The following is a 22,393-nucleotide window of genomic DNA, read 5'->3' as shown; positions in this document are numbered from 1 at the left end:
AGGATTCCGCGTTTCGTTTTTATAGTCTTTCCTGGTGTCTCAGCCACCTTTCCGGCATTTCATTATTACTGGCCATTACATAATCAGTGTAAGAGCAGGGTACAAATTCTTTACCCGGCAACTGCATCCACCAACGATGCGTTTTCTTACTCTTCAGGAATACCGTATTGATATCTTCACTCACGATACTGAACTCCCAGAAAGCATCCCGGTTTTCCAGCAGCGCCTCTTTATTCTTCACGGCATATCCGTCCATAAAGTACCATAACATCTGGGATATCTGCCTGGCTGTAAGATTATCCCTGTCTCTTTCCGGGCGATAGCCATAAATACCATAAGTACTCAGTCGACTACTCATTCCGGCATAGCGGGAGAGGGCACAGGCTTCATCTCCACCAAGACCATTCGGAGAAAGGATATTGGCTGGAGCATCATTATGTTTGATGATATTGATATCAAGGCTGAACAGGTCCGTATTACGCAGCACCGGCTCAATCTCCTCCAGGTTTTCACGTACCTTACCCAGGCGATAGCAGTCGAACCGCAGCTTGTCCAGCGTCTCCAGCATACGCGGATGTACATAATAACTCTGGAATCCGATGTGGTTATAATGACGGATGTAGTTGGGCTGCTCTGTCAGCATCTCCATTAAAAAGCTATCTGCCGGTATGGGCGATTCTTCTTTAAGGTCTATCAGCGCATCTGCTACAGTCGCTTCAATCACATATTTCTGAGAGCTGTACGCTTTGTATTGCGCATAAGTAAGATCATGGGACCCACCCAAAATGATCACCGTTTTGCCGGCATTGATCATCTCTGCTAAAACAGTTCTCAGTGCTGCATAAGTATCTTTCAGCGAAGAGCCTCTTCTGAGGTTTCCCAGATCGGCTACCTGTACGTCTTTATGCCAGTAATATAAATTGTAAAATTCACGGCGGATGATATCTGCCGCATCACCTCCTTTTTTACCAGGACCATAACCACGATCTTCCCCAACGCCCAGCAATACGATGTCTGCTGCATCAAGGTCGGGCGTATGCCCTTCTTCATACAGATCAACGATACCACCTATCTGGTATTCATCATATTCCTGATCGTCATTCAGGGTTGCTTTGGAAATGGGAAGTAAATAATCATGCAGGAGCGAGAAGTCTGCCATCACAACTGTTATTTGGTTTGGCGGCAAACCTACGAAAAAAAGACATGCTTGCGCTGTCTAGTAAGCTAACGAGATAACTGACTATTGTTTTTGTAACGAGGATATGGAGATCGTGTACACTACACGTAACTCTAAAGCGCTGACTAGTTCTTATGAATAATGAATTCAAAAGGCTTGTGTTCTCTCCTTGCAAATACTTTCTTAAGTATTGTCCGTTTACTGGTAACTCGGTTTCTATTACAATCAGCAACTTCCATCACATTGCATAGGTAGTCCATGGTCTCTACCACGGTCAGCATATCGCTTATTTGTTTAACTGCATACTGGATTTGTTGTTCATTATACCGATCCTCATGCAGTAAGATCAATAAATCCCTCTCTACCTGTTTCATCTGAAATAATTTGACAGTTCCACTTCGAAATTGTTCTTCAATTCCCAAGGTTTTCATAATTAGCGTGGCTCGGCATATTCGATTAACTGGATGTGATATTCTTGTTTCTAAAGCATTTACAAATCAATGCATGCGCTTCTTATTCATGGTAGGGCACCCGCAGTCGTTCTTTTTAAATACCTTACAGCCCTGTCCGATCATGCTTAAAGTGCCGCACAGTAAAAAGATAGTCAGCCATTTTCTAGTTATCATACTCTTAGTTGTGTTCTCTGCTAAAATATAATGCCAGTCTGCCTGAGAGTTTACCTTTTCTTAACAGTGCGCATTTCTAAATTAAGCTAATTTCGTAAAAATTTCAAATATTTGTCCACAATTTCTACGCGCAAAAAAATACTGGTAGTTCCGCTTGACTGGGGGCTGGGACACGCCACACGCGACATCCCGCTTATCCATGAAATACTAAACGCTGGCTGCGAAGTAGTTATTGCAGCAGAAGGGAAACATGCCGCTCTTTTGCAGCAGGAATTCCCTCAGATTACCATCCTTCCCCTGCCTGGTTACCGTATCCAATATGCCCAGAAAGGCTGGTTTTTCGGTATCAAAATCATTCAGCAGATCCCTAAGATCGTTAAGAGCATAAAATACGAGCAAAAATGGCTGCAAGGTGTTGTAAAAGAACATCATATAGATGCAGTGATTTCTGATAACCGCTTTGGGTTATACCATAGCCAGATCCCTACTGTGTTCATTTCCCATCAGTTATTGATAAAAACACCGTTTGGAGGGATCATCGAAAAATGCCTGCAACAACTTAATTACAAGTACATCCGCCGCTATAGTGCCTGCTGGATTCCCGATTATGCGGGCAGCAATAACCTTTCCGGGATACTGGCACATCCCAAAGTATTACCACCGAATACTACCTACCTTGGTTGCCTCAGCCGGTTTGTGAACCGTACCGGCGTACAGAAACAATATGATCTGCTGGTACTGATCTCCGGCCCGGAACCTCAGCGTTCTAACCTGGAGAAAATGGTATTGGAACAGGTTAAATCATTGCCTATCAGTGCTTTAATTGTGAGCGGAAAACCCGGTACTCCGGAAAAACAACAGATCACTCCGCATATCCAGCAGATAAACCACCTGAACGCGAACGAACTGAATGAAGCTATGCTGGCTTCGGGAATGGTATTGAGCCGCTCGGGGTATACCACTCTTATGGATCTGGTAAAACTAAACAAGAAAGCCATCCTGATCCCTACTCCTGGCCAGTCTGAACAGGAATACCTGGGTAAATTCCTGATGGAAAAGGGCTATTTCTATAATATTCCCCAGGATAAATTCAATCTTAGCGATGCCCTGTTAGCCGCCGCTTCCTTCCCCTTCAAATCTTTTGAACATGAAGAAGATATGGAGCAGTACAAACCTATCGTACAGAATTTCGTAAAATCATTATAAAAAAAGGAGCCACGAGGCTCCTTTTTAGTTATTTCAGGATATTATCACCTATTTCGGCGCTACTGCTTCCAACCCTTCTACCGTCTTCTTATCACTTCCTATAAAAATCTGTTTTCCCACTATCGCTACCGGACGCTTCAAAAAAGAATATTCCTGTAAAATCAGATCATGATAATCTTTCTCCGTTAATTCTTTTTCATGCAAACCCATAGGCCGGTACTTCATAGACCGGCGACTAAAAAGCGCTTCATAACTCCCGCTCAGCTTATGCATCTCTTCCAACTGCGCAGGGGTAATCTTTTCTGTTTTGATATCCTGTAAAACAAACCCGTTCCCGCTTGCATCGATCGCGTCCAGAATGCGTTTACAGGTACTACAACTAGACAAATGATATATTTTCTTCATCCCTTTTTCTTTGTACACAAAGATCATTTATTTCATAATTGATACCTATTTTTGGCAAATGCAAGAAAAGAAACTGTTTTTACTGGATGCCATGGCACTGATCTATCGTGCCTATTACGGATTGATCCGGAACCCACGTCTGACCACCGCCGGCCGCAACACCAATGCGCAGTTTGGTTTCACAACTACCTTACTTGATCTGATCAATAAAGAGAAGCCAACTCACATGGCCGTTGCGTTTGATACAAGCGCTCCTACAGAAAGACATACCACCTTCGTCGATTATAAAGCACACCGTGAAGACGCTCCCGAAGACCTCACAGATGCTATCCCCGATATCAAAAGGATCATCGCCGGGTTTAACATTCCCTGTATAGAACTGGACGGTTATGAAGCAGATGACGTGATAGGTACCCTCGCCTGGGAAGCCGCAGATGCCGGATACACCGTATACATGGTGACCCCGGATAAAGACTACGGCCAACTGGTAAGAGACAATATCTTCATCTATAAGCCGCCATACATGGGCAGCAAGGAAGAGATCATGGGCGTAAAGGAAGTTTGCGACAAATGGCAGATCCAGAACGTTAACCAGGTAATAGATATCCTGGGATTAATGGGAGATGCGGTAGATAATATCCCCGGTATCCCCGGCGTAGGAGAGAAAACAGCCATGAAGCTGCTCTCTCAGTATGGTACGCTTGAAGGCGTACTGGAAAACGCAGATAAGATAGCCGGTAAAATGGGAGAGAAGATCAAAGCTGGTGCTGAAAGCGCGATCTTATCCAAACAACTGGCCACCATCATTACCAACGTTCCGGTAACTTTCCACGAAGAAGACTTCTGCATTAGAGAATCCAACAAAGATCTACTGGCAGAAGTATTCACAGAACTTGAATTTAAAACTCTGGGCAGACGTATCCTGGGAGAAACTTTCGCTGCCGGCAGCACCACAGACTCCGGCAACGCCCAACTGGACCTCTTCGGCAACATCGTGGCAGAAACAAATCTGCAGCCTGCCCGGGAAGAATCAGAGGCGGCTCCCAGCATCCTCACCGCAGAATTCAACATCAACAATACCGCACATCACTATCACCTGGCGGCTACACCGGAAGAAAGGGCCAGCTTACTGGCAAACCTGTTACAGCGCCAGGAAATCTCTTTCGATACAGAAACGACCGGTACAGATGCCAATAACGTGGAAATGGTGGGCATGAGTTTCGCCTTTGCTGCCGGTGAAGCATGGTACGTACCCGTACCGGCAGACCAGCAGGCGGCTAAAGCGATTATAGAAGAATTCCGCCCCCTGTTCGATGCTACCCACATTCTCTTTGTAGGTCAGAATATCAAGTACGATATGATCGTACTGAAATGGTACGGGATAGAAATAAAAGGCCCCGTGTTCGATACCATGCTGGCACACTACCTCATAGAGCCGGAAGGCCGCCGCAGCATGGACCTGTTAAGCGCTCAATACCTGCAATACGAGCCGGTTTCCATAGAAACACTTATAGGTAAAAAAGGCAAGAACCAGGGAAACATGCGCGATGTGGAACTGGATAAAATAAAGGAATATGCGGCTGAAGATGCAGATATTACCCTGCAGCTGAAAGAAAAGTTCGCCCCTTTATTACCACTCAAGAGTGTGGAAAAAGTATTTTACGAGATAGAGAATCCACTGGTGAAAGTCTTAACTGATATGGAATACGAAGGTATTGCCATCGACAGACAAGCATTGGCAGATTACTCCCGGGAACTGGATACAGAAATAAAAAGAGCTGAAGAAAGTGTGTACGCACAGGCTGGTGTCCGCTTCAACCTGGCTTCTCCCAAACAACTGGGCGAGGTATTATTTGAAAAGCTGCAGCTCGACCCTAAGGCAAAGAAAACACGTACCGGCCAGTATGCTACAGGAGAAGACGTTTTACAGAAGCTCTCCAATAAACACCAGATCGTAGAAGATATCCTGGTGTTCCGCGAACTGAGCAAGCTGAAATCTACCTACGTAGATGCGCTGCCTTTAATGCTGAACCCCCGCACAAACCGCGTACATACTTCCTATAACCAGGCAGTAGCTGTAACCGGTCGCTTAAGCTCCAACAATCCCAACTTACAGAATATCCCCATCCGCACAGACAGGGGACGTGAAGTACGTAAGGCTTTTGTTGCCCGCGATAAAGACCATGTATTATTATCTGCCGACTATTCACAGATAGAACTCCGCATCATTGCTGCCATCAGTAAAGACGAACAGATGATGGCCGCGTTTCATGATAAACTGGATATCCACACGGCCACGGCAGCGAAGGTATACGGTATAGACCTCTCCGAGGTGACTTCCGAAATGCGCCGCAATGCCAAGAGCGTGAACTTCGGGATCATTTACGGTGTAAGCGCTTTCGGGTTATCTGAAAACCTGGGCATTGCCCGCAGTGAAGCAAAAACACTGATCGATAATTACTTTGCGCAATACCCTGCTATTAAGGAATACATGGACTCACAAATCAGGTTTGCACAGCAAACCGGTTATGTGGAAACCTTGCTGGGCCGTAAACGCTGGTTAAAGGACATTAACTCCTCCAACGCGGTAGTACGCGGTTACGCAGAAAGGAATGCCATCAACATGCCTATACAGGGCACTGCTGCAGACATGATCAAACTGGCCATGATCAATATCCACAAAACATTGCAGCAGCATAACCTTCGCTCTAAGATGATCTTACAGGTACATGATGAGCTGGTATTTGATGCCCGCAAAGATGAAGTGGACATCATCAAACCTCTTATCCTGGAAGGTATGCGGAATGCGCTTCCACTGGCCGTTCCTGTAGAAGTGGAAATCGGCTCAGGTATCAACTGGCTGGAAGCTCACTAATTTTACCGGTAGCCGGGTAATGCCCGGCTACCTTATATATTTGTTGTCATCTTTATGGATCCTGTTTCCCCTGCTTAATTATAAAACTTCCTGTCATCCAGGGTTTAACTATGCACCACGCTTCTTTATATAAAATTTTCCACTGTATCCACACTTCACCCTGTTCATAATTACCCGTCTTACCCTCTTGTGTTTTACAAATTCGTTTACTAGCTTTCGGCCATGATCCTGACCTCCCGGTTACAATTATTGTCTTGTTCTCTGCAGCATTTCGAAGCGCTGTTGCAGGGTGAGGACGTATTGGGTGAACTGCTGGATATAGACATCCCCGAATCCTGGACAGAATACCCTGAAATAATCCTGGTAGCATACGACAAACTACGCAACGACCCCTCTCTACTTGGTTGGTTCTTTTACCTGGTTATCCACAAAGAAGACAAGCGCCTGATCGGCGCCGGAGGTTTTAAAGGTCGCCCGGACAGTAACGGCACCGTAGAAATTGTATATGAGATCAGCCCTACATACCGCGATAAAGGCTACGGTACCGAATTCACACAAGGTCTTATCCGCTTCGCCTTCAATCACTCTTATGTACAGAAAGTGATTGCCCATACCGAAGTCGAATACACCGCTTATGTCAAAGTCCTCCAAAAATCCGGGATGCACTTTGCCGGTGAGGAACCGGATGATCAGTTATGGCGCTGGGAGATAACCCGCAACCAATACGACTGGCCGGCAGATTAATTCCCCTGTCGTATCCTACCTACCGTCCGTTCGTCATACTTTCCACCGCAGCAATCATAGCTTTCCCTTACATTTGGCAGCTTGTTTTTACAAAAATCAAATCACCATAACAATGAAGAAATGGATCGTTTGTCTTGCCGTATTATGCTCCAGCGCGGCAATGGCACAAAACACCAACAAAGAAGGTAGCAAATACCAGTTTACCGTAATCAAAAATCTGGATGCAGGTGACGTGGAGAACCAGGGCCGTACCGGTACCTGCTGGTCCTTCTCCGGTTTATCCTTTTTCCAGGCCGAAGCACTGCGCATGGGCAAGGGTAAAGATGTAAACCTGAGCGAAATGTACGTGGTAAGAAGAATGTACCCCCTGAAGGCTGTTAACTATGTACGTATGCATGGTAAAGCCAACTTCGGAGAAGGTGGCGGCTTCCCGGACGACCTGCTATGTCTCCGCGAATACGGGATGGTTCCCCAGAGTATCTACGATGGTAACCGCGTAAAGACTTACAACCATGCAGAAATGACCGGCCTCCTGGAAAACATGACCAAGAGCATTGGCAACAATGAAGGCATCATCAACCCTAACTGGAAAACTGCGGTTGATGGTATACTGAATGCATACATGGGTGATGCGCCAAAACAGTTTGATTATAATGGCAAAAGCTACACTCCCCAGACCTTCGCAAAAGAACTGGGCCTGAACGCAGATGATTATGTACTGGTATCATCCTTCACTCATCATCCTTACTACGAACAGTTTGTGCTGGAAGTTCCTGATAACTGGAACTGGGAAAGAGTATACAACGTCCCTTTAACCGATCTCACAGCTATCGCAGAAAATGCTATCCAGACAGGTTACACCATTGCATGGGCTTCTGATGTAAGCGAAAAAGGCTTTAGTTTCCGGGATGGTCTGGCGGTCGTTCCTGATACTGACTGGGATGATATGACTCCGGAAGATAAAAAGAAGGCATTCGAAGAGCCTATCAAAGAAAAGACCATCACTCCTGAAGTTCGACAACTGGCATTCGACAACTTCGAAACACAGGATGATCATGGTATGCATATAGTAGGTATGGCGAAAGATCAAACCGGTAAAGTATTCTTCCGTGTAAAGAATTCATGGGGAACTTTAAATCCTGATAAAGGTTACTTCTATGCCTCCGAACCTTTCTTTGCTTACAAAACCACCTGCATCATGCTGAACAAAAAAGCATTGCCTGCTGCTATCGCTAAGAAATTAGGTATTAAACAATAGTTGAGGGGTTATCCTCTTCTTTTATAATAAATTAAACGCGCTGTTGTTTGTGGCAAAACATAGTAGGTTCCCTTAGGAGCCCCGTGCTTGTAGCAAACATTGATATTCTTTTTAATTGACTCCGTCAGGAGTCCCCTTCTTTATGACTCAGGGGAATCCTGACGGAGTCTTTGTTTTGTTGTTTAAGGTATTTTCTACAAACACGCCGCTCCTGTCGGAGCTAATTATGTTTTATTATGGACACAGAGTCTACGGAGCTAAATTAAATAATACGTTCATCCTACTCTCGCCCATGTCTCCTTCATACCTCCTTCATGTCTGAAGCATAGATGAAGCATACCTGAAGCACGGATCACGCGTATTAACCATGCACTTTTCTATTGCTGATTATATCAAAATTAGCCTGTTTAAACGCTAATCAATTGGTTGACAAGGTCAAATAATATATTTGTCTAAATCAACTAGTTTAAGGAAACTCCGCTACTACTATTGTTTTCCTTCAATTCGTTGTGCTTCCTGGTAGCTTCCCAGTCTGAATTTCACAGGAACCTTCGTTTGTTTCTCCCAGTTCCATTCTCTCTTACAGAAATACCCAAAATGTTGTTGATAATAATCCCGGGGGCCTACCGGAGAAATTGCCGTTGGGGTTACCGGTAATGGAGCTGAAGAAAAAACAGATGCAAAAACAGGACTTGACAAAGTCAACTTATTCTTAATTACCAAAGGATAAAGAGGGGCTACAGATAGTTGACCCGCAGCAACTTTTTTCTGCTGGGCCTTTAACAATCCAGGCATAGAGATAACAATCAGCACAAACAGGATCACCTTTTTCATAAACATTGTTTTAAAAGTTTAGAACAGTTCTTCCCAGCTTCCTGCGCCTTCTCTGATCAGTACCGGTTCACTGTCGGTACAATCCACAACGGTAGAGAAAGTCATTCCTCCTATACCACCATCCACCACTATATCCACAATCTTTCCAAATTTCTCATGAATAATTTCAGGGTCCGTGTATTCTTCCACGTATTTCTCAATAGGAAGAGAAGTACTCATAATAGGATTCCCTAATTCGCTTACGATAGCCCGGCAGATATTATTGTCGGGTACACGAATACCCACTGTATCCTTTTTGGCCTTCAGGATTTTCGGCACCATTTTACTGGCTGGTAAAATAAATGTGTAAGGACCCGGCAAGGCTTTCTTCAGCATTCTGAAAACAGGAGTGTCCACACTCTTTGCGTAATCAGATAAATGACTGAGGTCTGAACATATAAACGAGAATTGTGCCTTGGCAGGATTGATATCTTTAATGCGGCAGATTCGCTCTACTGCCTTATGTTGTGATATGTCACACCCCATACCATATACAGTATCAGTAGGGTAGATGATCACACCTCCGTCTTTCAAACACTCAACGATCATCTTTAGTTGACGGGGATTCGGATTATCCGGATGTAAAGTCAAAATCATACTGCTAATTTACGGAAACTGCAACGATCCCTGACGATTCTACATTTACACATTCGCACATTAAATAATCTTATTATCTTTCCGGCCGATTTTCTAAACCTATCTGGATGAACACAAAAGGAATTGTTCCGAGAACATGGAGAAGGCTGAAGCGGGTGCTGTTAGTGATGTTTATTGCTCATTTACTTTATCTCATCCTGTTACGCTGGGTTAATCCTCCGATTACGATTACAATGATTTCCAACTGGTTCGGTCTTTTAGGTACTGATAAAAAGTTCCATAAAACCTGGGCCGATTATGACGAAATCTCCCAACATAGCAAACTGGCCGTACTGGCCAGTGAGGACCAGTTATTTCCTGATCATAACGGATTCGATTTCAAGTCTATCGAGAAGGCGATGAAACATAATCAGAAAAGTAAAAAGATCCGTGGTGCAAGCACTATCAGTCAGCAGGTAGCCAAAAACGTGTTCCTCTGGCAGGGCAGAAGCTGGTTGCGCAAAGGGCTGGAAGTATATTTTACTTTTATGATTGAAAAACTGTGGGGAAAGCAACGCATCCTTGAGATGTACCTGAACGTTGCCCAGATGGGTGATGGTATTTACGGAATAGAAGCCGCCTCGCAACAATATTACCAGAAGAGCGCCGCCTCTCTGAACAGGGAACAGGCAGCCATGATAGCAGCCTGTCTGCCGAATCCTGTAAAGTATACCGTGAGTCCGCCAGCTCGTATTACGGCCTGGCGTCAGCGCAGAATCCTGCAGCAAATGCGTTTCCTTGCAGGAGACCCGGACATTTCAGCGCTGGTAAGTGGTAAGTGATCATACCAACATCCGGTAACTTACAAGCCAGCCCGTTTCAGCTATACTTCTTTCAGCAGTCCGTCTATAGCATGAATAGCGGCCTGCTGCCGGTCTTCCGAACTCCCCCTGATCTCTACCCAGGGTACGCCGGAATCAGCAACGATCGTTTTATACACATTATAAAAGTACTCCCTCATTTTAGGATCAGGATATTCCCGCTGGGGATCTTCCTGCCAGGGAATATCTATATAGGTAAGTAAATACAGATCGTATTTCCTGGAAGCAACATAAGCCTGTATCAAAGGGTCACATCCATTATACTTATGCTCACTCCACACTTTGATCACATGCAGGTCTGTATCGCAAATCAATAACTTATCCGCCAGCGCAGCCCTTTCATCTTCCAGGTCCAGTTGCCCTTCGGCTATCTGCAAAAGATCGTGCTGCTCATATGGCCGGCCCAGCTCCTCTATATATTGACGCGCATATTCAGGTACCCATATGGTATTGTAGTACGCCGCCAGCTGTTCACTGAGGGTACTCTTACCGGTAGATTCCGGCCCTATGACAACTACTTTCTTCATACCGCTTTCTTATAGATCCTCTGCCAGCTAAAATAACCAAACACCGCAACAATAAACAGGAAGATTGTTAACATAGCGGTAGGAACCAGCTTTTTATGAAATAAAAGAGGAATAGCTACCAGGTTGGAAACATTCAGTACCAGCCAGTTCTCTATTTTCCTTTTGGCCAGTAACCACATGCCGCTACAGGCAGTTGCTGACACAAATCCATCGACCAATGGTACATCTGAGTTGGAAAAGTTTTTAAGCAGATAATAAAATGTTCCCCAGCCAATTAATGTAATTAAAGAAGCGATGACCCATTCCCGGCGGGTCGTCCATTCAACAGACACTACTTCCTCATCATTCTTTTTCGCCCAGTGATACCAGCCGTATACGCTCATGACAAAGTAATACACGTTCATTGTGGCTTCTGCGTATAGCTTGAACTGGTCGCGGGAAAGCAGGTATACATAGATACCGGTACTGACCAGACCGGTAGGGTATAACCAGATGCTGTTCTTCATACTACAGATAACACTCACGGCGCCAAACAGGGCTGCAATAATCTCCAGCCAGCTCATGGCGTGAACCCCCTCCTGAAAACTCTGGTAAATAACCTCAAAATTCATGTCGCAAATATACGTACAGACCGCTACCGGCAATAAAAAAGCACAGTCATAAGACTGTGCTCCATTTTTAACACTATCATTCTCTCAACTATGGCTTATTCTGCTTCTGCCACTACTTCTCTCACTTCCGGGATCATCCGCTTCATCATGCCTTCGATACCGGCCTTCAGCGTAATCATAGAAGATGGGCAGCCTGAACAGGATCCCTGCAGCATTAACGTCACCGTACCTTCGTTGTAATCTTTAAATTGTATTGCTCCTCCGTCCATTTCTACTGCAGGCTTCACGTAATTTTCAAGTAATTCCTTAATACGTTTCACTACATCAGTATCATCCGCACTCACCTCATTACTGGCAGATTCTTTGGTTATTACTATCTCATCCTCATTCACGATAGGCCTGTTGTTATCTTCCAGGTATTCTTTCAGGAATGCTTTGATAGTAGGTATGATATCGTTCCAGTCTGTTTCAGATGTTTTGGTAAGGGTGATGAAATTCGCCATAATAAAAACGCCTCTGATAAACGGAAAGCTGAACAGCTCTGACGCTAAAGGAGAGGGTTTTGCACTGGCTTCATCCGGAAAATCGATGTGCTTGCCTGGATACAACAGCTTGTTGGCTACAAACTTCATTGTTTCCGGGTTAGGCGTCATCTCCGTATATATACTGATAATTGGATTTCCAGTTTTAATCATGGTATTCTATTCTTTTGATAATGCAAAGGTAGCAACTTTCGGGCAGAAACTCGGGATTGAATCGACCATTTAACTATCGAATTTTCCAATAGACATATAGATAAACAGCATATTATGGCTATTGTTGATCGATTTGTTACTTTCGCAATTTTCAGGTCTTAACGTATTGTAGAATGGGGAAGCATTTATTAGCGGTAATCTTGCTGCTCACCGGCCTCTTTTGCAGGCAGGGTTTTGCACAGTTACCGCCAAAACGGGAATTACGTGCTGTATGGATAGCAACGGTGGAAAACATCGATTGGCCGTCGAAAAGAGGATTACCCGTAGAACAGCAGAAACAGGAATTCATAAACATACTTGATCACCAGCAGCAAAACGGCATGAACGCGGTGGTGGTGCAGGTGCGTCCTGTGGCAGATGCATTTTATGCTTCTCCCTTCGAACCCTGGTCCGAATATCTTACCGGCCGGCAGGGGCAGGCGCCTGATCCTTATTATGATCCCCTTCTGTTCATGATAGCGGAAGCCCACAAGCGGGGTATGGAGTTTCACGCCTGGTTCAATCCTTATCGCGCGGTATTCAATGTAAGCCGCAGCAGTGTTGCTCCTACACATATCACCAAACAGCGGCCTCAATGGTTTCTGACCTTCGACGGCCGGAAATACTTTGATCCCGGAGTTCCTGAAGTACGGGAATATGTGACCCAGATCATCCGCGATGTTGTTCGCCGCTATGATATCGATGCCGTTCATTTCGACGATTATTTCTATCCCTACCCGGTACCGGGCAAGGAATTCCCTGATTATAGCTCTTACCGGCAGTATGGCCATGGTATGGCGAAAGACGACTGGCGCCGCTGGAATGTGGATACCATTATCCAGATGGTGGGCAGGATGATTAAGGAAGAGAAGCCCTGGGTGAAATTTGGTATCAGTCCTTTCGGTGTGTGGCGCAGCAGGGACCGTGACCCTGAAGGTTCTTACACAAGAGGCGGCCTCACCAATTACGACGATCTTTATGCAGATGTATTGAAATGGCTGAAGAAAGGCTGGATAGATTATGCTGCTCCACAGCTCTACTGGGAACGCGGGCATCGTTCTGCTGATTACGAAGTATTGCTGAACTGGTGGGCCCAGCATGGATATGGCCGTCATGTGTATATTGGTCACGGTGTATATAGAATAAACAGCAATGCTGCCTGGAGCAACCCCAATGAATTGCCCATACAACTCACAGAAGTACGCACCCTGAACACGATTCAGGGCAGTTTCTTCTATAGTAGCAAGTCTTTTACCGGTAATCCCCGGGGGATTGAAGATACTTTGAGGAATCACTTTTATCGTTATCCGGCTTTAAGGCCCATTATGCCCTGGCTGAATGGCAAATCGCCTTTCTCTCCTTACTTTGTTGATGCGATAGAAAAGCCTGATGGGTTAAATTTATATTGGGCAGATAGTGATACTTCCGGCCGTACCAACCAGTACGTGCTGTATCGCTTTAATGCGGAAGAGGTGATTAACCTGAACGATCCTTCTAAAATTTTAACTATCCTGCCTCAGATGGCCGACCCTCAGTATGTAGATGCTACTTATGTAAAAGGAAAGATCTATACTTATGTAGTGACTGCGCTGAACAGGTTACAGGAAGAAAGCCACGCCAGCGATCCTTTATATATGAAAATAATACGGGGTAAAACAAAGTTCCTGTTTGATACTGAATAGATTACACAATAGGCTCCATCAGGAGCCTATTGTGTAACATAGCTATTTATATACCTCCATTACTGGTTTCCCTACACAACCACTTGGCATCTGTATATGTAACATCGCCGCAATAGTAGGCGCAATATCTGTCATACTGGTCATCGCATTTGTAGCCCCATGTTTTACATGCCAGCCCATGAACAACAATGGCAAATGTGTGTCGAACGTATTCCAGCTGCCATGGGTAGTCCCCTTATCTGATCCCTGGAACCAGCCTGGCTCCTGAATAATCATCACGGCCCCGCTGCGTTTAGGATTATACCCGTTAATGATCATCGATTTAATAGGCTCCGGTACAGGGCTATTCCCGATATTATCAATATCAACCGCAAACTCAACACCTGGTTGCTGTTGCAGATACATCACCGCTTCTTTCTTCACTGCATCATAATCCAGCTTCTGCTCTTTTATTTTATTCCTGTCAAAGTTCAGATGGTAATTCTCTCCGGAAACAGCCAGTTTATCCACACCAAACCGGGCCAGTAAAGCGCTGTTCACACCTGCCAGCAGTTTTCCACCGGGAACAAGCCCCGCCGGGATCTTATGCTCCTGCATAAAACCAACAGAATGCGCCACACCATGATCTGCTGATAAAAACACCAGGTAATTCCCTTTACCCAAACGCTGGTCCAGATAACTGAAAAATGCCGACAGGTCTTTATCCAGCCGCAGATAAGTATCTTCTATTTCTATAGAATTAGGCCCATACTGATGACCCACATAATCCGTAGAAGCACAGTTAATCGTTAAGAAGTCCGTCACAGTGCCACCCCCAAGATTATATCCGGCAACCGCCGCTTTGGCAAAATCCAGTGTCAGTGTATTCCCGGAAGGAGTAGCCCGCAAGCTTTCCCGGTCCTGTGAATAAATCACCGGCATATTATGTGGGAAAGTAGTGGTGGTCTCTCCTTTAAAAGTCCCTTCCCAACTCTCAGCATCAGCAGTGCTCTGCACATAGGTCTTTATAGGATATAAAGTCTCCCAGGGCTTAGACATCAGTGCCGCCGGTTCTTTGGAGTTATTGAACTTCGTTACCCATTCAGGTAGTTCATTCATATAATAAGAGCTGGTCACGAAACTACCGTTACTGTCATCCAGCCAGAAAGCGCCATCAGGCGTATGACCTGCCGGCAGGATAGAGGCCCTGTCTTTCAGGGAAACACCCACCACTTTAGAACGGAAATTCGTTGCCAGTTTCAATTCATCTGTAATCGTCGTTGCCAGTAAATTACGCGGGGACATCTTACCGGCAGCAGAAGTAGTACCAACAGATTGTACGGTAGTATCTTCAGTACAATACCATTTGCGGCCGGTCACCTGGTCTGTCCACTCATTCCCGGTAATACCATGAATAGCCGGTACAGATCCGGTATAGATAGTACTATGCCCCACCGCTGTAAAAGAGGGGAGATGTGTGATGTAAGTGTTCTCGCAGGAGAATCCTTCGCCCATCATTCGTTTAAATCCACCGGCCTCGTAGCGGTCGGCATAACGATAGAGATAATCCCAGCGCATCTGGTCTACCACAATCCCTACAACGAGTTTAGGTCGTGGTACGGCCTGCTGCGCCATAACAGAAAAGCCCATGGCACATGCCAGGGCAAAAGCTGATAGTTTTTTGGTCATAATTGATAATTTTCAACATTCCATTGGTCTGCGTATCAAACACATACAAAGGGTTCAATGTTGCTAAATTATCCTTTCCCGCAAAATATTAATTTACCAGTGGATAAATAGCAGGATAAGCTTCTTTAGCGGTGTTAAGTCAGGCCACTTACTTTATAAAATGATTGCTTTCATTTATATCTCACTAAGATCTCCAGAAAAAAGGAAATCTAATAAATTGAAACAACCAATAAAAAACTGAAAAAACAATTGATAAATGATAAAAAGATATGATCATAAATGAATTAGGTCATTTCAACCCTGCCTGAATAGGGATAATTTATTGCATATCCTTTCGTTTATACGCTAAAGACTACAAATTTCCTTCATATTTTTTTCTGTCGTTATGCATTTAATTCAACAACATGAAAGTACTTTTGTAACTATTTGGAAGATGGCATAGCGTTTCATCCCAAACTACAGGCATATTTCAATACTCATTAATTCTTACGCATATGTCAATGATAAATATTGCAGAACGGCATAAATATATCCTCGACAGGTTGTCCGAGAAAGGATATGTAAATGTGGTAGATCTCTGCAAAGAGCTGGACGTATCCGGTGTAACCATTAGAAAAGATCTCAAATTACTGGAAGACAAGGCTTTGTTATTCCGCTCTCATGGAGGTGCTACTATACACAACCCGTATATCAACGATAAACCTGTTAATGAAAAGGAGAAGATCCGCAGGGACGAAAAGAATAATATCGCCATCGCTGCGGCCAGCTTAATTGCCCCCAACGATGCTATTATTATCTCTTCCGGTACCACGGCACTGGCCCTTTCCAGGAATATCCACCCAAAAGGACATCTTACTGTCATTACACCTGCGCTGAATGTAGCACAGGAACTGCTCCGCCATCCTGAAATAGAAGTATTACAGCTAGGCGGTATTGTCCGTAATAGTTCATCTTCTGTAACCGGTACTTATGCGGAAAGGATCCTGGCCGATTTTTCCTGCAGCAAACTATTCCTGGGTTTAGATGGTATCGATATCGAATTCGGATTAACCACTACTAATATACTGGAAGCGCAACTGAACCAGCGGATGGTGAATGCGGCACAGAAAACGATCGTACTGGCTGATTCTTCTAAATTCGGACGCCGTGGTTTTGGTAAAATCTGCGGCATTGAGGATATTGATGAGATCATAACAGACAGCGGTATTTCCCCACATATTGTAAAAGCATTGGAAGAACTGGGCGTGAACGTCCGTATTGTCTAAGACTTTATAAGGCTCTAAAAGACTTTTGAACAGGTTTATCCTCCGTTTATCCTCCGTTAAAAGACGGAGGATAAACGGAGGATAAACCTGTTTTGTTCCTGTTCATAACTGTATCATGGCTATAGCTGTTCTTCGTAAAAGGCCCGTTAACCATACGTCTTAAATAAAACACAGAAAGGGCATAAAGGCTCCTGTAAACATTTTATAACTGGTAACACACTTCTATATAACCTGTATATAAGCCATATCTTTATAAGTATAGCTTATATATAGCTTACATAGGGGTTATATAGGGCTTATATACGGGTTATATATCCTAATACACAGATTCTCAGTAGCTTATCAGTATCCATTAATATTTAAATGCTTTTTTACTACTGATTATCAATACATTAAAATATACGGAAAATTACTATGGCAGGAAATAGTTATATCTGCATCGGGTAAACCTTGTATTTCTCTTACCCCTGCAGCTCTTCCTTCACCCCCAATACATTACGCCTTTTTAATACTCAACAAATGCCCCAAAGGGTAAAATCAGACCAGTTAAGCCTACACTTCTTATATAATTCTAACAAAAGCCTATACTTTTTTAATCTTTTCTAAATTTTAACCCTTATACGAAAGTTTTGGTAAAAAATACCGTATTCCTTTAGTATCTTTATAGCATTCCCGATACAAAAATTACGGTACCCTCTCCCGAATTATGCCAGGAGAAGTATGCCAAGGTCAAAAAATCTAAACGAATGCAAGAAGTGAAGCAATTGCAAGGACTGTACCACCCGGATTATGAACATGATGCTTGCGGAACAGGCTTTACTGCCCATATCAAGGGCCGTAAATCGCATCAGATCATCCGGGATGCGCTGACCATGTTGGAAAACATGGAACATCGCGGTGCATGTGGCTGTGAACAAAACACTGGTGATGGGGCGGGGATCCTGATTCAGTTGCCACATGAATTTCTGTATGACGAATGTCTTAAAATAGGCATTAGTCTCCCCGAATTTGGTAAATATGGTGTAGGAATGATTTTCTTTCCAAAGGAACCCCGATGGAGAGAAGAATGTCGTGAGATTATCAACCGAGCGGCGGAAAAATTAGGCCTTGATATTCTTGGTTACCGTAAAGTGCCTGTTCGTCCGGACGGCATTGGTGAAGGTGCGCTTTCTGTAGAACCTGAAATCGAACAGGTGTTCATCGCCTGTCCTTATCATATTACTGATAACGATACATTTGAACGCAAGCTTTTTGTTTTGCGTAATTATGTTTCCAAAACAGTCCGCAACACCGTTCCTAAAGAAAAAGCACTGTTTTATATACCATCTCTTTCTACAAAAACGATTGTATATAAAGGGCAACTGACCACTTACCAGGTACGTCATTATTATGCAGATCTCAGCGATGAGAAAATGGTGTCCGCTTTTGCGCTCATCCACTCCCGCTTTGCTACCAATACTTTCCCCAGCTGGCGCCTGGCCCACCCTTACCGCTATATTGCGCACAATGGTGAGATCAATACGCTGAAAGGGAACCTCAACTGGTTACGTGCCGGTGAGAAAGACTTTATCTCTAAATTCTTCTCCCAGGAAGAAATGGATATGATCCTTCCTATTGTGGAAGAAGGCCAGTCCGATTCTGCCAGCCTGGACAACGTAGTAGAACTGCTGTTGCTCTCCGGCCGCTCCCTTCCGCATGTAATGATGATGCTGATCCCTGAAGCATGGGATGGTAACGCTGCAATGGACCCTGTGAAGAAATCCTTCTACGAGTACCACGCTTCCATGATGGAACCATGGGATGGTCCTGCCTGTATCTCCTTTACTGATGGTAAGATCATCGGTGGTACTCTGGACCGTAACGGTCTGAGACCTGCCCGTTTTGTGATCACTAAAGACGATCGCGTAATCATGGCTTCTGAAGCCGGTGTATTGCCTATCGATCCTAAGAACGTAAAAGAAAAAGGCCGCCTGCAACCTGGAAGAATGTTCGTAGTGGACATGGAACAGGGCCGCATCATCGGCGATGAGGAACTGAAACAGACCATCTGTTCCCAGCAACCTTACGGCGAATGGCTGAATAAATATAAGATCCGTCTCGAAGAACTGTCCGAACCAAGGGTAACTTTCAGTCACCTGGAACACGATCAGATCTTTAAATACCAACAAGCCTTCGGTTACTCTACCGAAGACCTGGATACGATCATTGCTCCAATGGCGCTGGATGGTAAAGAGCCGATCGGTTCTATGGGAACAGATGTTCCCCTGGCCGTACTGAGCGATCAGCCACAGCACCTCACCAGCTATTTCAAACAGTTGTTCGCACAGGTAACCAATCCGCCTATCGATCCGATCCGTGAAAGACTGGTAATGTCTCTCGCTACTTTCGTAGGTAACAACGGTAACCTGCTGGATGAAGATCCGCTGCACTGCCACGGACTGGCATTGCGTCATCCCATCCTGAACAACTTCGAACTGGAAAAAATACGTAGTATAGATACCGGCCTGTTCCAGGCTAAAACATTGCACACTTATTTCCGTGCAGATGAAAAGCCCGGTTCCATGGAGAAAGGATTACAACGCCTCTGCCGTTACGCAGTGGATGCTGTAGAAGATGGTTTTGAAGTAATCATCCTGTCTGACAGGGCGATCGACTCCGAACATGCTGCCATCCCTTCCATCCTGGCTGCTTCCGCAGTACATCACCACCTGATCCGCAAAGGATACCGCGGCCAGGTAGGCCTCATCGTAGAAGCCGGTGACGTATGGGAAGTACATCACTACGCTTGTCTGCTGGGCTTTGGCGTTACCGCCATCAACCCTTACCTGGCTCTCAGCACCATTCGTGATATGAAGATCAACGGAAAGCTGGAAACAGACCAGGACGTAGACAAACTGAAAAAGAATTACATCAAGGCAGTATGCGAAGGTTTGCTGAAAGTATTCTCTAAAATGGGAATTTCTACCCTGCAATCTTACCAGGGTGCACAGATCTTTGAAATACTGGGTATCAACCGCCTGGTAGTAGATAAATACTTCACCGGTGCCGTTTCCCGCTTACAGGGTATGGGCCTGGATGAAATTGCCCGCGAAACACTGGCAAAACACTGGATGGGATATGGCCGTAAAGAAACACCGGTACAACGCCTCACTACAGGTGGTGTATATCAGTGGAAACGTAAAGGCGAATTCCATCTCTTTAATCCAACTACTATTCACCTTTTGCAATATGCTACCCGTATGGGCGATTACAGCATATTCAAGAAATATTCGAAGTCGGTAAACGATCAGAGCGAGAAAGCAGCCACCCTGCGCAGCCTCTTTGCTTTCAAACGTACCCGTCCTTCTGTTCCTATTGAAGAAGTAGAATCTGCACAAAGCATCCTGAAGCGTTTCGCTACCGGTGCGATGAGCTTCGGTTCTATCTCTCACGAGGCTCACTCTACCCTGGCCATTGCAATGAACCGTATCGGAGCCAAGAGCAATACAGGAGAAGGTGGGGAAGATGAAATGCGCTATGAGAAATTACCTAACGGTGATAGCATGCGCTCTTCTATCAAACAGGTTGCCAGTGCCCGTTTCGGTGTTACCAGCAACTACCTCACCAATGCGGACGAGCTCCAGATCAAAATGGCACAGGGTGCAAAACCCGGAGAGGGTGGCCAGTTGCCCGGCCATAAGGTAGACGAATGGATCGCGAAAGTGCGCCACTCTACACCAGGAGTAGGATTGATCTCCCCTCCACCGCATCACGACATTTACTCTATCGAAGATCTTGCACAGTTAATATTTGACCTGAAGAATGCTAACCGTGCTGCACGTATCAGTGTTAAACTGGTATCCAAAGCCGGGGTTGGTACGATCGCTGCCGGGGTGGCAAAAGCCAAGGCAGATGTGGTACTGATCGCTGGTCATGATGGTGGTACCGGTGCTTCTCCAATCAGTTCTGTAAAACATGCCGGCTTACCATGGGAATTGGGTCTGGCAGAAACACATCAGACACTGGTAAAGAACAAACTGCGCAGCCGCGTGGTGGTACAGACAGATGGTCAGCTGAAAACAGGCCGCGATATCGCTATCGCTACTTTGTTAGGTGCTGAAGAATGGGGTGTGGCTACTGCTGCACTGGTTGCAGAAGGTTGTATCATGATGCGTAAATGCCATCTGAATACCTGCCCTGTGGGTGTAGCTACTCAGGACCCTGAACTGCGCAAACGCTTTAACGGGGATGCTGAAAACGTAGTGAACCTCTTCAACTTCCTGGTAGAAGAATTCCGTGAGATAATGGCGGACCTTGGTTTCCGTACCGTTGTTGAAATGGTTGGCCAGGTAGATAACTTACAGGTACGTGAAAACATCACCCACTGGAAATACAAACACCTCGATCTTTCCCAGGTATTGTATAAAGAACCTGCTGGTCCTGAAGTAGGCCTGTACAAACAGGAAGAACAGGACCATGGTATCAGTGAAGTGATCGACTGGCAGTTGCTGAAAGCAGCACAGCCGGCGCTCGAAAAGAAATCACGTGTATATCAGCAGTTTACAGTAAAGAATACAGATCGTGCTACAGGAACTATCCTCAGTAATGAAATATCCAAACGTTACAAGGGTGATGGTTTACCGGAAGATACTATCCACTACAAGTTTGTAGGTTCCGCCGGCCAGAGTTTCGGTGCCTTTAATACCAAAGGTGTTACCCTGGAACTGGAAGGGGAAGCAAACGACTATTTTGGTAAAGGTCTTTCCGGCGCAAAACTGATCCTCTTCCCACATGCGGAAGCTGGTTTCAAAGCAGAAGAAAATATCATTGCCGGTAACGTGGCATTCTATGGAGCAACTTCCGGAGAAGCCTACATCCGCGGTAAAGCAGGAGAACGTTTCTGCGTACGTAACTCGGGAGCTACCATCGTAACAGAAGGTGTTGGCGATCACGGTTGTGAATATATGACCGGCGGTAAAGCAGTGATACTGGGAGAAACAGGCCGCAACTTCGGTGCTGGTATGAGTGGAGGTATTGCTTATGTATATGATGTGAAAGGGACTTTCGAAAGTCGCTGTAATAAGGATATGATCGATCTGGACCCGCTGGACCAGGAAGATGCTGCTATCCTGCAGGACCTGATTACCAAACACCATGCATACACAAACAGTACAGTGGCTAAGTTCATATTAAAGGACTGGGAAAATCAGCTGCGTCATTTTGTGAAAGTGTTCCCGAAAGAATACAAAGCCGTATTAGGTGCGTCAAAAACACAGGCTCAGAAAGTAGGGAAGTAGTACTAACAT

The 22,393-nt window shown here is 45.0% G+C and carries 17 protein-coding genes; 8 read left to right on the top strand and 9 right to left on the bottom strand.

Annotated features, from left to right (window positions below):
• Positions 1-19: 19 nt before the first annotated feature.
• Together GO495_RS17935 and GO495_RS17930 are read right to left on the bottom strand one after the other, a co-directional pair.
• Positions 20-1,159 carry a formimidoylglutamase gene (locus tag GO495_RS17935; protein WP_157301106.1) on the bottom strand — a complete coding sequence of 380 codons (1,140 nt, stop codon included), beginning with the start codon at positions 1,157-1,159 and terminating at the stop codon, positions 20-22.
• 143 nt (positions 1,160-1,302) lie between these two features.
• Positions 1,303-1,551 (bottom strand): hypothetical protein, encoded by a 249-nt coding sequence (locus tag GO495_RS17930; protein WP_157301105.1) that lies wholly within the window; start codon positions 1,549-1,551, stop codon positions 1,303-1,305.
• 363 nt (positions 1,552-1,914) lie between these two features.
• Here GO495_RS17930 and GO495_RS17925 point away from each other — a divergent pair, with 363 nt between their 5' ends.
• Positions 1,915-3,009, top strand: a complete 1,095-nt coding sequence (locus GO495_RS17925) for a glycosyltransferase (RefSeq protein WP_157301104.1) — start codon at positions 1,915-1,917, stop codon at positions 3,007-3,009.
• A gap of 48 nt (positions 3,010-3,057) precedes the next feature.
• On the opposite strand, the gene GO495_RS17920 is transcribed toward GO495_RS17925, so the two are convergent.
• On the bottom strand, positions 3,058-3,414 hold the full coding sequence (locus GO495_RS17920) for an arsenate reductase family protein (protein ID WP_157301103.1): 357 nt from the start codon (positions 3,412-3,414) through the stop codon (positions 3,058-3,060).
• 58 nt (positions 3,415-3,472) lie between these two features.
• Between GO495_RS17920 and polA the strand changes: the two genes are divergently transcribed.
• The 3 genes from polA to GO495_RS17905 all read left to right on the top strand — a co-directional run bounded on the left by polA (position 3,473) and on the right by GO495_RS17905 (position 8,291).
• Positions 3,473-6,289 carry a DNA polymerase I gene (gene polA, locus GO495_RS17915; protein WP_157301102.1) on the top strand — a complete coding sequence of 939 codons (2,817 nt, stop codon included), beginning with the start codon at positions 3,473-3,475 and terminating at the stop codon, positions 6,287-6,289.
• A 222-nt stretch (positions 6,290-6,511) separates the two neighbouring features.
• Positions 6,512-7,033, top strand: coding sequence for a GNAT family N-acetyltransferase (locus GO495_RS17910; protein WP_205691287.1), 522 nt, complete (start codon positions 6,512-6,514; stop codon positions 7,031-7,033).
• A 112-nt stretch (positions 7,034-7,145) separates the two neighbouring features.
• The gene (locus GO495_RS17905) at positions 7,146-8,291 is read left to right on the top strand and encodes a C1 family peptidase (protein WP_157301101.1); all 1,146 of its coding nucleotides are present in this window, start codon (positions 7,146-7,148) and stop codon (positions 8,289-8,291) included.
• A 486-nt stretch (positions 8,292-8,777) separates the two neighbouring features.
• Here the strand turns inward: GO495_RS17905 and GO495_RS17900 are convergent, their stop codons facing one another.
• Both GO495_RS17900 and GO495_RS17895 read right to left on the bottom strand, forming a co-directional pair.
• Positions 8,778-9,125 carry a hypothetical protein gene (locus tag GO495_RS17900; RefSeq protein ID WP_157301100.1) on the bottom strand — a complete coding sequence of 116 codons (348 nt, stop codon included), beginning with the start codon at positions 9,123-9,125 and terminating at the stop codon, positions 8,778-8,780.
• A gap of 18 nt (positions 9,126-9,143) precedes the next feature.
• Positions 9,144-9,761 (bottom strand): L-threonylcarbamoyladenylate synthase, encoded by a 618-nt coding sequence (locus GO495_RS17895; protein ID WP_089781560.1) that lies wholly within the window; start codon positions 9,759-9,761, stop codon positions 9,144-9,146.
• Positions 9,762-9,868: 107 nt separating this feature from the next.
• Between GO495_RS17895 and mtgA the strand changes: the two genes are divergently transcribed.
• Complete coding sequence (gene mtgA, locus GO495_RS17890; RefSeq protein ID WP_157301099.1) at positions 9,869-10,582, top strand: monofunctional biosynthetic peptidoglycan transglycosylase; 714 nt, start codon at positions 9,869-9,871, stop codon at positions 10,580-10,582.
• A 41-nt stretch (positions 10,583-10,623) separates the two neighbouring features.
• On the opposite strand, the gene GO495_RS17885 is transcribed toward mtgA, so the two are convergent.
• The 3 genes from GO495_RS17885 to GO495_RS17875 all read right to left on the bottom strand — a co-directional run bounded on the left by GO495_RS17885 (position 10,624) and on the right by GO495_RS17875 (position 12,454).
• The gene (locus GO495_RS17885) at positions 10,624-11,148 is read right to left on the bottom strand and encodes an AAA family ATPase (RefSeq protein WP_157301098.1); all 525 of its coding nucleotides are present in this window, start codon (positions 11,146-11,148) and stop codon (positions 10,624-10,626) included.
• Positions 11,145-11,759, bottom strand: coding sequence for a nicotinamide riboside transporter PnuC (gene pnuC, locus GO495_RS17880; RefSeq protein ID WP_157301097.1), 615 nt, complete (start codon positions 11,757-11,759; stop codon positions 11,145-11,147). The genes GO495_RS17885 and pnuC overlap by 4 nt, the downstream gene beginning before the upstream one ends.
• Positions 11,760-11,854: 95 nt before the next feature.
• Positions 11,855-12,454: a NifU family protein gene (locus GO495_RS17875; protein ID WP_089781568.1), complete on the bottom strand. Its 600-nt coding sequence runs from the start codon at positions 12,452-12,454 to the stop codon at positions 11,855-11,857.
• Positions 12,455-12,627: 173 nt separating this feature from the next.
• Here GO495_RS17875 and GO495_RS17870 point away from each other — a divergent pair, with 173 nt between their 5' ends.
• Entirely contained in the window at positions 12,628-14,175 is a 1,548-nt protein-coding gene (locus GO495_RS17870) for a glycoside hydrolase family 10-like protein (RefSeq protein WP_157301096.1), read from the top strand.
• 42 nt (positions 14,176-14,217) lie between these two features.
• Here the strand turns inward: GO495_RS17870 and pafA are convergent, their stop codons facing one another.
• Entirely contained in the window at positions 14,218-15,843 is a 1,626-nt protein-coding gene (pafA, locus tag GO495_RS17865) for an alkaline phosphatase PafA (RefSeq protein ID WP_157301095.1), read from the bottom strand.
• 494 nt (positions 15,844-16,337) lie between these two features.
• On the opposite strand from pafA, the gene GO495_RS17860 reads away from it, so the two are divergent.
• The gene (locus tag GO495_RS17860; protein WP_157301094.1) at positions 16,338-17,108 is read left to right on the top strand and encodes a DeoR/GlpR family DNA-binding transcription regulator; all 771 of its coding nucleotides are present in this window, start codon (positions 16,338-16,340) and stop codon (positions 17,106-17,108) included.
• A gap of 746 nt (positions 17,109-17,854) precedes the next feature.
• Positions 17,855-22,384: a glutamate synthase large subunit gene (gltB, locus tag GO495_RS17855; protein WP_157301093.1), complete on the top strand. Its 4,530-nt coding sequence runs from the start codon at positions 17,855-17,857 to the stop codon at positions 22,382-22,384.
• Positions 22,385-22,393 lie beyond the last annotated feature (9 nt).

Source organism: Chitinophaga oryziterrae (genome assembly GCF_009758125.1).
Taxonomy (GTDB): Bacteria; Bacteroidota; Bacteroidia; order Chitinophagales; family Chitinophagaceae; genus Chitinophaga; species Chitinophaga oryziterrae.
This window is presented reverse-complemented; position numbering and strand designations above follow the sequence as displayed.